This window comes from Thalassomonas sp. M1454 (assembly GCF_007097525.1).
In the GTDB taxonomy this organism is placed as follows: domain Bacteria; phylum Pseudomonadota; class Gammaproteobacteria; order Enterobacterales; family Alteromonadaceae; genus Thalassotalea_A.
Map to the genome: position 1 here is coordinate 174363 of NZ_VKDD01000009.1, position 12906 is coordinate 187268.

At 38.6% G+C, this 12906-nt stretch carries 10 protein-coding genes; 4 read left to right on the top strand and 6 right to left on the bottom strand.

Features of this window, described 5'->3' with window-relative positions; all coding sequences use genetic code 11:
• Positions 1–81: 81 nt before the first annotated feature.
• From FNN08_RS15825 to FNN08_RS15845, 5 genes are all read right to left on the bottom strand, one after another.
• Entirely contained in the window at positions 82–1515 is a 1434-nt protein-coding gene (locus FNN08_RS15825; protein ID WP_221931810.1) for a M20/M25/M40 family metallo-hydrolase, read from the bottom strand.
• A gap of 36 nt (positions 1516–1551) precedes the next feature.
• Positions 1552–4698, bottom strand: a complete 3147-nt coding sequence (locus FNN08_RS15830; protein ID WP_143587462.1) for an efflux RND transporter permease subunit — start codon at positions 4696–4698, stop codon at positions 1552–1554.
• A gap of 6 nt (positions 4699–4704) precedes the next feature.
• Positions 4705–5790, bottom strand: coding sequence for an efflux RND transporter periplasmic adaptor subunit (locus FNN08_RS15835; RefSeq protein WP_143587463.1), 1086 nt, complete (start codon positions 5788–5790; stop codon positions 4705–4707).
• A gap of 218 nt (positions 5791–6008) precedes the next feature.
• Positions 6009–6350: an iron-sulfur cluster insertion protein ErpA gene (erpA, locus tag FNN08_RS15840; RefSeq protein ID WP_143587464.1), complete on the bottom strand. Its 342-nt coding sequence runs from the start codon at positions 6348–6350 to the stop codon at positions 6009–6011.
• Positions 6351–6461: 111 nt separating this feature from the next.
• Positions 6462–7181, bottom strand: coding sequence for a DUF6776 family protein (locus tag FNN08_RS15845; protein WP_143587465.1), 720 nt, complete (start codon positions 7179–7181; stop codon positions 6462–6464).
• Between the two features lie 69 nt (positions 7182–7250).
• Here FNN08_RS15845 and FNN08_RS15850 point away from each other — a divergent pair, with 69 nt between their 5' ends.
• The 4 genes from FNN08_RS15850 to hemL all read left to right on the top strand — a co-directional run bounded on the left by FNN08_RS15850 (position 7251) and on the right by hemL (position 11870).
• A complete protein-coding gene (locus tag FNN08_RS15850; RefSeq protein WP_143587466.1) occupies positions 7251–8933 on the top strand; it encodes a chloride channel protein in 1683 nt (560 codons plus the stop codon).
• A 4-nt stretch (positions 8934–8937) separates the two neighbouring features.
• A complete protein-coding gene (gene hemJ, locus FNN08_RS15855; protein WP_143587467.1) occupies positions 8938–9375 on the top strand; it encodes a protoporphyrinogen oxidase HemJ in 438 nt (145 codons plus the stop codon).
• Positions 9376–9532: 157 nt separating this feature from the next.
• Positions 9533–10540: an aspartate carbamoyltransferase gene (locus FNN08_RS15860; protein WP_185962697.1), complete on the top strand. Its 1008-nt coding sequence runs from the start codon at positions 9533–9535 to the stop codon at positions 10538–10540.
• 49 nt (positions 10541–10589) lie between these two features.
• Positions 10590–11870 carry a glutamate-1-semialdehyde 2,1-aminomutase gene (gene hemL, locus FNN08_RS15865; protein ID WP_143587468.1) on the top strand — a complete coding sequence of 427 codons (1281 nt, stop codon included), beginning with the start codon at positions 10590–10592 and terminating at the stop codon, positions 11868–11870.
• A 96-nt stretch (positions 11871–11966) separates the two neighbouring features.
• Here the strand turns inward: hemL and FNN08_RS15870 are convergent, their stop codons facing one another.
• Positions 11967–12860, bottom strand: coding sequence for a LysR family transcriptional regulator (locus FNN08_RS15870; RefSeq protein WP_143587469.1), 894 nt, complete (start codon positions 12858–12860; stop codon positions 11967–11969).
• Between the last annotated feature and the right edge of the window lie 46 nt (positions 12861–12906).

A 12906-nucleotide genomic window follows, 5' to 3' on the forward strand; every position in this document is an offset into this window, starting at 1 on the left:
TTAGTTTTATAATAGCGTAAAAATAAAAAAGGTTAACAATAGTTAACCTTTTTAATGATTTAAATTTAGCGAGTTAGACAGTTACTTTCTAAAGTTAACGTCCGCCTGCGCAGCAAAATAAGCAAAAATAGTATACACCGAAGTGTTTTGTTGCAGATCTTGCGGTGATACTTTATCTAATGTGTCGTTGTCAGTGTGATGCACATCAAAATAACGACTTCCATCAGGGGCAAAGTTCATTGCAGGTACGCCTAAATCGGTCACAGCGCCCATATCAGATTGACCTCTAGCTTTATTGGCTGGATTAAATTCCACACCTAATGGTGCAACGTAATTAGCCAATTCAGCAATAGCAGGCTTGGCGTTTTCAGCAACATTTGCTTGCATGCTATAAATCTTACCTAAACCAAAGTCCCACTCAACGGCAATGACATGCTGATTTAATTCATCTTTATGGTCAATAACATACTGTTTAGCGCCAAGTAAGCCAACTTCTTCACCAGCAAATAAAATCACTCGGATGGTACGTTTTGGGCGCTGCGAAAGTTTTGCTATATGAGCCGTGGCAGCCATAGTCATCGCCACACCTAAACCATCATCAACCGCGCCGGTTCCAACATCCCATGAATCAAGGTGAGCACCTAATGCAACAATCTCATTAGGTAATTCACTACCTGTGATTTCGCCAATTACATTAGCACCTTTAACTTCAACACTTTCATTACGCATCGCGGTAACTTTAAGAGAGAACTCTACTGGTTTTTGACGACGAAATTGATTCACTAATAAGTCTGCATCAGGGTTTGATAACGCAACGGCTGGAATGCGCTTAACACCATCTTTATAACGAGTAACGCCAGTGTGGCCTAAACGATTATCATCTGTACCTACCGAGCGCATAATAAATGCAACAGCGCCCTTTTCAGCAGCAACTTGCGCACCAGTAACACGTGCACCAACAGCTTTTCCATAGCCTTTACCTGTGATGTGACGTTCCATACGGTATGAGATAAATGCAATTTTACCTTTTAGGCTATCACTAGGTGCGGCTTTTAAATCATCTAAAGTTTTAAAATGTACCACTTCAGCTGTTAAACCTTGTTCACCAGTACCAACGCTTTCACCAAGCGCAATTGCTTCAACACGATGCGGGAATGGAGCTAAAACTTGCGCTTCAACGTCACCTCTAATCCATTGATAATGGGTTACTTCTTCGGTCCAGACTTTGTCAAAACCTAAAGCATTCATTTTATCAACAGCCCATTTAATGGCACGTTTATCAGCTTCAGTGCCTATCATACGAGCCCCAACTTCAGTAGTTAGTGACTCAACAATATCATAAGATAATGTAGACTCTGCTGTTGTTGCCGTTAACTGCTCCAATTGCACCTTGTCGTGATCCGAAATATAGCTTTTAGTTTGAGCTATGGCATTGCCCATGCCCAAAGTTAATATTGCCGATGACAGCATTAAACCACTAAATGCTTTTGTTAAAATTGTTTTTTTAATACGCATAGGTTGTCCTAATAGATAGTTATACTAGGTATAACTTTAAACTTCTTCATAAACTGGTGCAGGAGTATAACCAACACTAGGGTTTGTTTTTTTACTTGGTTTATTTTCTTTACGATTATCGCGAATAGCTAATAAACAAGGGGTGAGAACTAAAGTTAAAACCGTCGCAAACGCTAAGCCGCCAGCAACGGCTGTTGCTAATTGTGCCCACCACTGCGTTGAAGGTGCGCCAAAGCTTATGTCTCTGCTAATGAAATCAATATTCATTTGTAACACCATAGGCATTAAGCCAAGAATCGTTGTGATCGTAGTTAGCAATACAGGACGAATACGCTGTGCACCTGTTCGTAAAATGGCATCACGAACTTTAAAGCCTTCTCTTCTAAGTACATTATAAGTATCGATTAATACAATATTATTGTTTACCACAATACCTGCTAAAGCTATTACCCCAAGGCCTGACATAACAATACCAAAAGCTTTACCTGCGATTAATAGCGCTAAAAACACCCCAACAGTTGAAAATAATACTGCAGACAAAATAAGGAATGCTTGATAAAAACTATTAAACTGGGTCACTAAGATAATTGCCATAACAAAAAGCGCAACACCAAAAGCATTCACTAAAAAGTCTTGTGACTCTTGCTGATCTTCTTGTTGACCTTTAAATGCAATATTCACCGTAGTCCAATCAATATCGAGTTTTTCCAACTCTTGCTTAAGAACTGGTAATACTTTACCTAGCTGTGCTCCACTGATTAAATCTGCTTGTAAGGTAACTACTTGTTTAGCATCGACACGACGAATTATGTCAACTTTTTGGGCAGCGCTTTTTTCTACAAAGTTAGTAACAGGTACCAAGCCGTCATTAGTTTTTAAACGTAACTCATCTAAACGACTTATACTGCGTTTTTCAGCAGGAAAACGAACACGAATATCTAGCTCATCGTCAACATCATCTGGACGGTATTCACCAAGTTTTAAACCATTAGTAACCATCTGAACTGATGTGCCAACTAAGGTTGCATCGGCGTTAAAGGTTGCTGCTAACGATCTGTCGACTTTCAATTGCCATTCAATACCAGGTTTAGAACCGCCATCTTCAACGTTAATCAGCTGGTTATTGGCTTGCATCGCTTTACGAATAATCACCACAGCATCTTGTAACTTATCGGCAAATCGAGACGATAGCTCTAACTCAAGATCTTTACCTTGCTGCGGACCGCTTTCATCTTTGCGGATCTCAATCTCAACACCCGCAAAATTATCTAAGCGTTGATGTAACTCTTCAATAATTTCATCGGCAGGTGCGCGGAATTGCCAATTGAGTAAATTCATGCGCAGTCGGCCAACTAAATCTGTGCCACCCGTTCTAGAATACAAAGATTTAATCTCTTCCATATCTAATATCCGGCGCTCAACCTCTTTCATGATGCTATCTTTTTCAGCTATAGATAAATCGCCAAAAGAGCGGACTTTAATATTAAGGCCTTCTGGCTCTACAACAGGGAAAAACTCGTCACCTAATCCCGATTGCACATAATTTGTCATTACCGTTATCGAGAATAAAATAGTTACTAACAACACTTTAACAGGGTGAGTTATGGCAACATTAAGCACATTAACGTATTTACCCATTAAACCTTTTAATTTGGTTAAATCACCTTCTTCTGCTTCAATAAACTGTTGTTTTTCTTGCTCTGAAATAAGCCTGCTTTTACCCCAAAGAGTCCCCATAGTAGGAACAAAGATTAACGCCATAACAAGAGATGCCGATAACACAGCAATTAAGGTAATAGGCAAGAATTTCATAAACTCGCCCATCATTCCCGGCCAGAATAATAGCGGAGCAAACGCAGCTAAGGTTGTTGCTGTAGAAGCTATGATTGGTAATGCCATACGACGAGCTGCTAAAACATAAGCTTGTTTACGGTGCATGCCTTCACTCATTTGCCTATCGGCAAATTCAGTAACAACAATGGCACCATCAACTAACATCCCCACCGACATTATCAAGCCAAAAAGTACCACCATATTTATGGTAAAACCAAAAACTGATAACACTAAAATACCCGTTAAAAATGCACCAGGAATTGATAAACCAACTAAAGATGCAGTTCTCGCGCCCAAAGCAGCAATAACCACAATAACTACTAAAAGCACCGCGGAAATTACATTATTTTGTAAATCACTGAGCATGGTTTTAACCTGCCTTGATTTATCACCAGTATAATTTACTAAAATATGATTCGGCCAAAATTTACGCTGCGCTTCAATAAGTGTTTTAACATTATCAACTGTTTCAATAATGTTTTGTCCTGGGCGTTTTTTTACTTCAATTGAAATAGCTCGTTCACCATTTAAGCGGGCAAAACTTGTAGGGTCTTTATAAGCGCGGCGCACGACAGCAACATCTTGGAAAGTAACAACTCGGTCGCCATCAACCTTAATAGGTAACTCCATTAAATCTTTTACCGACTCAAACACTGAAGGTACTTTTATGGCAAAGCGACCTTTACCAGTATCCATGGTACCGGCCGGTATTAAACGGTTATTACGCTCAACTAAGTTATAAATATCATTTTGATCTAGACCATAGCTTTCCATTAATAACGGGTCGACAATGATCTCAAGCATATCTTCGCGATCGCCGCCAATTTCTACTTCCAGCACTTGCGGCATACTGGCAATCTTATCTTCTAGATTACGAGCAATGGTAATTAGCCCGCGTTCACTAACGGGGCCTGATAAAAACACAGTAACCGCAGGATTTTGGTTGGCCATAGTTACTTCACGTACCTCTGGCTCTTCGGTTTCATTGGGCAGTTTAGCTTTGGCGAGAGTTACTTTATCACGTACATCGGCAAGGGCTGTTTTAGGATCAAAGCCAGCAATAAATTCAAGCGTCACACTCGCATGGCCTTCACTCGCTACAGCGCGCATTTCCTTTACGCCTTCAATAGCTTTTAGTTCATTTTCCATTGGCCTAACAAGCATGCGCTCGGCATCTTCAGGTGAAATACCATCGTGTATCATTGAAACGTAAATATTAGGAATGGTAATGTCTGGTTCAGCTTCTTTTGAAATAGACAAATAAGTCATCATGCCGCTAATTAGCAACAAGATGAACACCATCATTACCGACCGTGTGCGAACAAGACAAGAATCAATTAAAGACAGCATCTGTGGTTATTGCTCTTCACGAATTGGGTTTACTTTATCACCCGGTCTCACAAAGCCTTGCCCAAGAGTAATAATTTCAGCACTCTCGCCAATACCGGTTAGCCACACGCCATTTTCATCTGACTTAGCAATATTTATTTGAGTAAATACAACCGTATCATCAACAACAGATTTGACCCCAATATTGCCACTTTCATCTAAAGCCAATAATGCAGGAGACACTTTAATTGCAGAAACCGTATCTAGTGGTAATTCTACTTCAGAGCTAATACCCGCAAGATATTTGTAACCAGGATTAGCAATAGCGATTTCAACTTTAAAGGTATTGGTATTTTCATTGGCAACACTTGCCACATAACGTAATTGACCATTTATTTCGCGCTCATTAAGCAAGTTTACCTTAGCTTTTTGGCCTTCTTTGATAGCGCTAATTTGGTTTTCTGTAATGTGCGCGCGGATCACTAACGGGTCTAAATCAGCGACAATGGCAATATCATCACCAACTTTAAGATAATCACCAACTTCAACAAAGCGTTCGTTCAAAATGCCATCAAAAGGCGCAACGATAGTGGTGTTAGCTATATCATTTTGTGTTTGAGCAAGTTGTGCTTTGGCAGCAGTTACCGCAGATAAACGTTCGGCTAAAGCTGACTCGCCTTGATAACCACCTTTAAATAACTCTTTCGCGCCGTAGTAATCAATACGGCGTTGTTTAACTAAAGTTTGGTAATGCTCTAATTGTGCAGGTAAATCATTTAATGCAATGGTGGCAATAACATCGCCTTTTTTAACGAAGCTACCACGATTAGCATAAATTTTTGTAACCGCGCCTTTTACTTGCGCTTGTAGGGTAACGATTCTATCAGGCTCAGTACGGCCATATAAATTAATCGTGTTTTCAATTGATTCACCAATAAAGGTTTCAACTTTCACTCGAGGGGAAATGATTTTTCTTTCAGCAAGTTCATCAGGGTTAGTTTTTTCATTGTTAAAGCCGGAAGCAAGCCAAACTAATAATAAAATAGATATAAACGCGGCAATGAATGCTGGTTTTTGATATAGCTTTTGCTGATTTAAATTCCCTGAACTCATACTTACCCTTGTAAAGTACTACCAATCTATTTAATCATCTGTTTCAACGACAACATTAAATACCATGAATATTCATCATGAGCTTGGTATAAAACATTTATTATTATGTTAACAGTATAAAACGAACCAGTATGAATAAGCACCAATTTATTCACAGTTTTTGCGATAAATTAGTGCTTTTTTGTATGAAATTCTTTCTGAAGGGGTAAACGAATAGCTTAGATTGAAAAAGAAGAGCCACAACCACAAGTACTTTCTGCATTTGGGTTATCAACTAAGAAGCGAGAGCCTTCTAAACCTTCAATATAATCAACGGTACCGCCAACTAAATATTGTAGACTCATAGGGTCAACAACCATAACTACGCCTTGTTTTTCGATAGTCATGTCGCCTTCATTCACTTTTTCATCAAAAGTAAAACCGTACTGAAAACCTGAGCAACCACCACCGGTTACGTAAACACGCAATTTAAGCTCTGGATTTTCTTCTTCGCTAATTAATACTTTTACTTTAGTCGCTGCTGCATCACTAAATTTTATTGGCATTTCAGGGGTAGACATAATTATCTTCTTACATAGTTACAACTTAATGGAGCGAATTATCTTAAACCTGAGCGATTTAATCAAGTATTAGCTGAAATTCAGGCAAAGAAAATACAAATTATGCTGTTTTTAAGATTTATCTGGCCACGGATAGCTTTCATCTAAACGTAAACCTTTTTGCCAACGTCCAGCGGGCATAACCGCAGCAATCTCAATTTGTTCAGGAACAAAATCTTTCGGTAACGTAAATTCACCTTCTAACACCTGAAAATATTGAAAGCTAAAAGAAAGTTGTTTTTTATCCATTTCCGATACACTTTCCAATTTTATCGTTGCTGGGCGGCTTAATAAACTACCATCAAACTTAACTTCTATATGGCCTTTGGCATAACGTTTACTTTTTTGCTGCTGTACCAGCACCACTCTAATGCGGTAATGATTTTCGCTCGCACTAGGTGACACTTCGACTTCATCAATAATAACACCATTAACTTGTTTTTCCGGCGCCATAATTTTTTCATAAAAAGCTAATTCTTTTTTCAAAGCAAAATGATCATCTTCAATACTACGCAGTGCTTGCTGCGCCTTTAAATTAGCAAGTTTTTCAATTTCCAATTCAACATTTAAGGTGTTTATTTGGCTCTGCGCGGTTTCATTTTTTTGATAAAGATTGTCTAGTCGCTGAGCTTGTTCTGCAATGATCTGACTTTGATGTTTTTGATAAAAGTTACCCGCTTTAAAAGCCATAACCACTAACAAAAGTAATAATATAGCCGTGGCAATAAGTAATTTAAAAGCGCCGAAACGCTGATGTAAGTCTGATATTTTTATTGTTTTTAACCAATTCATTTTTAACGTATTATCTATTTTAAGTATGTTAAACTTTACCGAAAAGAATATTAACCTGACAGGAAAACTATGTCTCTCGTTGCGCTAAGGAAAAAACTTGCCCAGCCACAACCCTCTTGGCAATTATGTTTGCTCGGGTTGATTGGTGGCACCTTAGCATCAATTTTTATTATTATTTTTCGCTTTAGTGTTGAAAGAATTCAATTATTGTTTCTGAACAAAACTGATGATTACAGCACTTTATCAGATTTTTACATTTTTATAACCCCATTAATTGCAGTAACTGCAATTCTTATGGTTGCTAAATTATTAGGCTTTAAATATACCCGCATGGGTATTCCTTTTGTGATCCACCGCTTAAAAATAGCCTATGGCTCTATTCCTTTTAAAAATACTATCACTCAATATTTCGGTGGTATATTTGCCCTTGTAGGTGGATTCTCAGTAGGTAAAGAAGGCCCAGCTGTACACATAGGGGCAGCAAGTAGTAGCTTTTTTGGCTCTTACTTTGCACTGCCTAAAAACTCAGTAAGAACTTTATGTGCTTGTGGTATTGCCGCTGGTATATCAACGAGCTTTAACACGCCTTTAGCTGCGGTTATTTTTGTGATGGAAGTGATCCTGCGCGAGTATAAATTGCATGTTTTTGTGCCTGTAATACTCGCCTCAATCATTGGCTCAATTATGTCTAATGCTTTTTTTGGACCTTATCATGAGTATGAGTTTTTTGCCTTTATCAACCTTGACCTGTGGCACTATCCTTTTTTAATTCTCGCCGGCATGTTACTTGGTACTTTGGCCACTGCATTTAATAAAAGCTTGATGTCGATAGTCAAATTATCGGTCAAGTTGCATATGGTAAAACGTTTATACATAGCTGCAATTGTCATGTCATGTATAGCAGTACTTGTACCACAAAGTATGGGTTCAGGTTTAAATTCAGTCGGTTTTTTATTCGAGCAAAATCCTCACGCCTGGTTAATATTAAGCTTGTTAATTGCTAAGTTTATCGCCACCGTCGTTGTATTAGGCTTAGGTGTACCGGGCGGTATTATAGGTCCAACCTTGAGTATAGGGGCTATTGCAGGTGCATTGATTGGCTTTGGCGTAAGCTTTATTTATGAAGATATCCATTTTGTTAGTGATTATGCGCTATTAGGTATGGCTGGTATGTTAGCTGCCACGCTCAATGCTCCTCTTGCTGCACTTTTAGCGGTAATAGAATTATCTAACCAGCTACAAATAGCCTTACCCGCTATGGTAGTGATTACCTCTGCATTTTTAACCTCAAGTCAGTTATTCAAGAATCGTTCTATATTTTTACAACAACTCGACTTTCAGGGCTTGGCTTATCAGTTAGCACCAGTTGAACGTACCTTGCAAAAGCATGGTGTGATCAGCCAAATGGATACTGATTTTACCGTGTTAGAGCACAGTGATAATGCCTGTATTCGCCAGCACTTTATTGAGCAAGAGGATAACAAGCAATTAATAATCAAACCGAAGGAAAAAGGTGGAGAGTTTAGAACCGTTGAAATAGACCTCAACATTCATCCTTTAGCCAGTGAAGACCAAGCCATTAGATATATTTCAATGCCGGGCATAGATAGTGAGGCAACGTTAGCTGAAGCATATTTTGCTCTATATGAAAGTCGTCAAGGTGCGGTGTTTATTTATCATCGCCATCAAGATAAAATTATTGGTTATTTAACCTTTGACAAAATTCGCAAAATTCTAACCCATGGAGATTAACTAAATGACCACTATTCTTTGGATAAAAGCATTGCATATTGCTTTTATGGTGGCTTGGTTTGCTGGCATATTCTACTTACCTCGTTTATTTGTTTATCATGCCGAAAGTGATAGCAAAGAAGTGCAAGAACAATTAAAAATAATGGAACGTAGGTTATTATTTTTTATTACCCCTTTTGCCATACTTACCTTAGTTTTTGGCCTAGCTCTTATTTTTTTAATGGGTAGCCAGTGGTTTATACACAGTGGCTGGCTACATATAAAGCTTGTATTGGTTGCTGCGCTTTACGTTTACCACGGTTATTGTTTTAAGTTATTGGCTGATTTTAAAAATGATAAAAATACCCGTTCAGGCAAGTTTTATCGAGTATTTAATGAACTACCGGTTTTAGTTTTATTTGCGGTAATTATTTTAGCTATTTTAAAACCCGTATTTTGGTAAATAATTAATAGCAATTTGTTCTATAAATAGGCTATTTATGCTAAGGTTCTGCGCAATAAATTAAGCACACTTATGAAGGCATTCGAATCAAGCAAAGCCTTCATTTGTTAGTATGTAAATATAATAAATTTTATTAAAAAATATCAGGTAGTTAACCATGATGAATTTTCAAGGCGAGCATATTTTATCGGTTTCACAATTTGACCGTGAATCTGTCTCTCGTATTCTACAAGTTGCACAAAGCATGATCCCTTATGCTGCAAGACAAAAACGCTGTAATGTTTTAGAAGGTGCAATTTTAAATAACTTATTCTTCGAACCTAGTACTCGTACCCGTATTTCTTTTGGTACTGCTTTCCAGTTACTTGGTGGTTTTGTGCATGAGACAGTTGGCCAAGAAAGCTCTTCTCTTTCTAAAGGTGAATCTTTATATGACACCGCTAAAGTGATCAGCGGCTACAGTGACGTTATCGCGATGCGCCATCCTGCGATGGGCTCAGTAGCTGAATTTTCACAAGGTAGCTCTGTACCCGTGATTAATGGCGGTGATGGCGCAAATGAACACCCTACTCAAGCATTATTAGATTTGTTTACCATTCAAGCTGAAATGGAACGTTATGGTAAAGGTATTGATGGCTTAAACATTGTGCTAATGGGCGATTTAAAACATGGCCGTACAGTACACTCTCTTTCAAAACTATTAAGTCTTTATAAAGATATTACCGTTACTATGCTTGCTCCTAAAGAGTTGCAAATGCCAGATTCAGTCGTAGACGTACTTGCTAATGCAGGTCATAAAGTAACTATTACTGACACCATGGCAGGAAATTTAGCTAGTGATGTTGTTTATCAAACTCGAATTCAGCAAGAGCGTTTTTCGAGTAAAGAGGAAGCGGATATGTACCGTGGTCACTTTAGCTTAAACAAAACCGTGTATGAACAATACTGTAAAGATCATACCGTGATAATGCACCCACTGCCTCGCGATTCAAGACCAGAAGCAAACGAGTTAGATACCGATTTAAACGACAACACTAACTTGGCTATTTTCCGTCAAGCACAAAATGGTGTATTGGTGCGAATGGCTTTATTTGCATTAACTTTGGGTGTTGACGAAAAGCTCACTCAGTACGAAAAACCAGTTACATGGTTTACCAATAAATAAGTTTTATTGATAAACCTAATATTTACCCAAATTATTAAATAGGCAGAACATGTCACATTCACAACAATTATTTGAACAAGCTCAAAACACTATCCCTGGCGGCGTGAACTCGCCAGTACGTGCATTTACCGGCGTTGGTGGCACACCTTGCTTTATTGAACGCGCAGAAGGCGCAAACATTTTTGATGCCGATGGTAAAAAATACATCGATTACGTTGGTTCTTGGGGGCCAATGATCTTAGGGCATAATCACCCTGCAATTTTAGATGCCGTAATAGCAACAGCTAAAAATGGTCTAAGTTTTGGTGCGCCAACAGCGCTTGAAATTACCATGGCAGAGAAAGTGCGTGAAATTGTACCTTCGATGGAAAAGCTACGTATGGTTAGCTCTGGTACAGAAGCGACTATGAGCGCTATTCGTTTAGCTCGTGGTTACACTGGCCGTGATAAAATATTAAAGTTTGAAGGTTGTTACCATGGCCATGCCGACTCTTTATTAGTAAAGGCTGGCTCTGGTGCATTAACTTTAGGCGTACCAAACTCACCTGGTATCCCTGCTGATTTTGCTAAACACACGCTAACAGTTAACTATAACGACATTCAATCGGTTAAAGATATCTTTGCCGAACTTGGCGATGAAATTGCTTGTATCATCGTTGAGCCAGTTGCAGGTAACATGAACTGTGTACCTCCAGTTGCAGGATTTTTAGAAGGCTTACGTGAGATCTGTGACCAATATAAATCTGTACTTATTTTAGATGAAGTTATGACAGGTTTTCGTGTTGCATTAGGTGGCGCGCAAGCACATTACAATATAGTTCCAGACTTAACTACATTAGGTAAAGTTATCGGCGGCGGTATGCCAGTTGGTGCTTTTGGTGGTAAAGCTGAAATTATGGATTACATTGCTCCTGTAGGCCCGGTTTACCAGGCAGGTACATTATCTGGTAACCCTATTGCTATGGCTGCAGGTTTAGCTGCATTAGGCGAATTAAGCAGTAAAGATCACCACACACAATTATCTACTAATACCAAAGCAATCGCTGAAGGCTTTAAAGCTGCAGCACAACGCCAAGGTGTTGATTTATGTATTAATTACGTAGGTGCAATGTTCGGCTTCTTCTTTACCGACCAAGAGCGTGTAGATACATTCGCACAGGTAATGAAATGTGATACTGAGAAGTTCAATAAGTTCTTCCACCTAATGTTAGACGAAGGTGTTTACCTAGCGCCATCAGCATTTGAAGCAGGCTTCTTATCAACAGCACATACAGAGCAAGATATTGCAGATACCATTGCTGCAGCCGAGCGTTGTTTCGCTAAACTATAAGCACAGATTTCACTAATCAAATGAAAAAGCACTATATCTATAGTGCTTTTTTATGCCTGTTAGTAAAATTTAGAATCGTTTATTCTATATGAAAATTTACTTATCCCAAGAAGCCTCATTGTTAAAATGATTGGAAACATAATCGATAAACGCTCTGACTTTCGGTGCTAGCTGTCGAGAGCTAGGATAAATAGCCCAAATAGCTGTTTCTGAAACTAAAGGATATTCTGGTAATACTTCGACCAACTCTCCACTATGTAGTTGTTTGTATGCACTCCAAGTTGAATTAATTGTAATGCCAACCCCCAAGGCACAAGCATCTCGTATAGCTTCACCATTATCGACTCTAAAATTACCACTGACTTTAACATTAAAACTAGTTTTACCATTATCAAAATTCCAGTGGTCCATATTTAACAGCGTTATACAATTATGATTTTTAAGCTCTTCTGGGGTGCTAGGTAAACCAAATTTTTCAATGTAACTTGGAGACGCACATAAAATACGTTTATCAGGTACTAATTTTTTAGCAACCAAACTTGAGTCCTTCAACTCAGAGTTACGAATAGCAATATCAAATCCGCCTTCAACTAAATCAACGATAGTATCGGATAACTTTAAATCAACTTTCAAATTAGGATTTTGATTAATAAAATCTGCGATAACTGGTAATAAGTGCATTCGCCCAAATGACGCTGGTGCGGCAACCCTTAAAGTGCCACTTGGCGATGAAACACCAGCCCCAACGGATGCCTTTGCGGCTTCAACGCTAGCAATAACATCTTCAGCATGGTGAAGAAAAGCAGCCCCCTCTTCGGTTAGTGACACCTTTCTTGTGGTACGATGAATTAGCCTTACCCCTAAGCTTTCCTCTAACTTTTTTATATGGCTACTAGCTACGGCAGCCGATATACCAAGCTCTGCACCTGCGAAACTTATATTATTGGTAGCTGCTATTCGTACAAAAAGATTTAAATGCTCTATATTCATTATCAATATTTATTTGAAAGTGATTCACTATTTATAACCATTATCA

What these genes read in the sequence shown, in the direction of transcription:
- FNN08_RS15830 (WP_143587462.1), bottom strand. Translation starts at nt 4,698, where the DNA reads ATGCTGTCTTTAATTGATTCTTGTCTTGTTCGCACACGGTCGGTAATG.
- hemL (WP_143587468.1), top strand. Translation starts at nt 10,590, where the DNA reads ATGTCACATTCACAACAATTATTTGAACAAGCTCAAAACACTATCCCT.
- FNN08_RS15835 (WP_143587463.1), bottom strand. Translation starts at nt 5,790, where the DNA reads ATGAGTTCAGGGAATTTAAATCAGCAAAAGCTATATCAAAAACCAGCA.
- FNN08_RS15850 (WP_143587466.1), top strand. Translation starts at nt 7,251, where the DNA reads ATGTCTCTCGTTGCGCTAAGGAAAAAACTTGCCCAGCCACAACCCTCT.
- FNN08_RS15870 (WP_143587469.1), bottom strand. Translation starts at nt 12,860, where the DNA reads ATGAATATAGAGCATTTAAATCTTTTTGTACGAATAGCAGCTACCAAT.
- FNN08_RS15860 (WP_185962697.1), top strand. Translation starts at nt 9,533, where the DNA reads ATGATGAATTTTCAAGGCGAGCATATTTTATCGGTTTCACAATTTGAC.
- FNN08_RS15825 (WP_221931810.1), bottom strand. Translation starts at nt 1,515, where the DNA reads ATGCGTATTAAAAAAACAATTTTAACAAAAGCATTTAGTGGTTTAATG.
- erpA (WP_143587464.1), bottom strand. Translation starts at nt 6,350, where the DNA reads ATGTCTACCCCTGAAATGCCAATAAAATTTAGTGATGCAGCAGCGACT.
- FNN08_RS15845 (WP_143587465.1), bottom strand. Translation starts at nt 7,181, where the DNA reads ATGAATTGGTTAAAAACAATAAAAATATCAGACTTACATCAGCGTTTC.
- hemJ (WP_143587467.1), top strand. Translation starts at nt 8,938, where the DNA reads ATGACCACTATTCTTTGGATAAAAGCATTGCATATTGCTTTTATGGTG.